Origin of the sequence: Streptomyces sp. NPDC086077, assembly GCF_040686175.1 — a bacterium.
In the GTDB taxonomy this organism is placed as follows: Bacteria; Actinomycetota; Actinomycetes; order Streptomycetales; family Streptomycetaceae; genus Streptomyces.
Map to the genome: position 1 here is coordinate 1 of NZ_JBFBJT010000326.1, position 1,035 is coordinate 1,035.

At 68.0% G+C, this 1,035-nt stretch carries 1 protein-coding gene; it reads right to left on the reverse strand.

Annotated features, from left to right (window positions below; translation table 11 throughout):
- Positions 1-48: 48 nt before the first annotated feature.
- Positions 49-1,035, reverse strand: a 987-nt coding sequence (locus tag AB0O67_RS37380) for a M20/M25/M40 family metallo-hydrolase (RefSeq protein WP_365460588.1), incomplete at its 5' end; no start/stop codon positions are given.

Genomic DNA, 1,035 nt, shown 5'->3' on the forward strand with positions numbered 1-1,035 from the left:
GCGTGCGGCGCTGTTCGGGGAGCGCGGCGATGTGCTGGGTCATGTCGGTCACCTGAGACTCCTGATGCGTAGCGGTGCCTCGCCTGCCGGGTCGTGGTCCGGGCGTGTGGGCAGGTGTGCCAACTCCTGGATGGCACTGGCCAGGACGTCGATGCCACGCAGGTAGTCCGAGAGCACGATGTGCTCGTCGTCCGTGTGATCGAGTCTGCTGTCCCCGGGGCCGTACGTCGCCATCGGGATGTCCCAGACCTCGGCGAGAGTGTTCATGTCCGAGGTGGCCGTCTTCACCTTCAGCCGCGGCTGGGCATGCAGCTCACGGATCCCGGACACCAGCGCACGGACCACCGGGTCAGCCCGCCCCACCCGGCAGGCCGCCACCGAGTTCCGCACTTCGAGACTGCCGGCCGGCAGACGCTCACGCAGCCCGCGCACCAGTGCCTCGACATCGAACCCCGGAGGGACACGGATACTCAGGTCCGCCGTCGCCGACGTCAGATCACCATTGAGCTGACAGAGCGTCGCGCCCGGCCGGTCGAACACATCATGACCCGCGTCCGGCCCCAGCAGGTCCAGCAACGCCTCCCAGCACACCACGGCCAGTTCGGACGCCTTCGGCTCCGGATTGCTCGGATGGGTAGCAGGACACCTCACGGTGTAACGCAGATCGAGCTTCCCCTTGTAACCGAGCACCACGCTCGACCACCCGCTCGGCTCCCCGATGATCAACGCGTCCGGCCGGTCATGCGTGGCCCTCACCGCCATCGCACCACGCGACCGCGGCGTCTCCTCCTCCACCACACCGACCACCACGATCCGGCCGGGAAAGTCCGCCGCACCGGCCGCCGCACAGATCATCGCCGCGAGCGGCCCCTTCGCATCCACCGCACCACGGCCATACAGCATGCCGTCCTCGGAACGGACCGGAACCCCGCCGGCCACCGTGTCCATATGCCCAAGAAGCATCAGCGTCGGACCGTCACCACGCCCGATCACACCCACCGCATTGCCCACACCATCGATATGCGCCCGAAAACC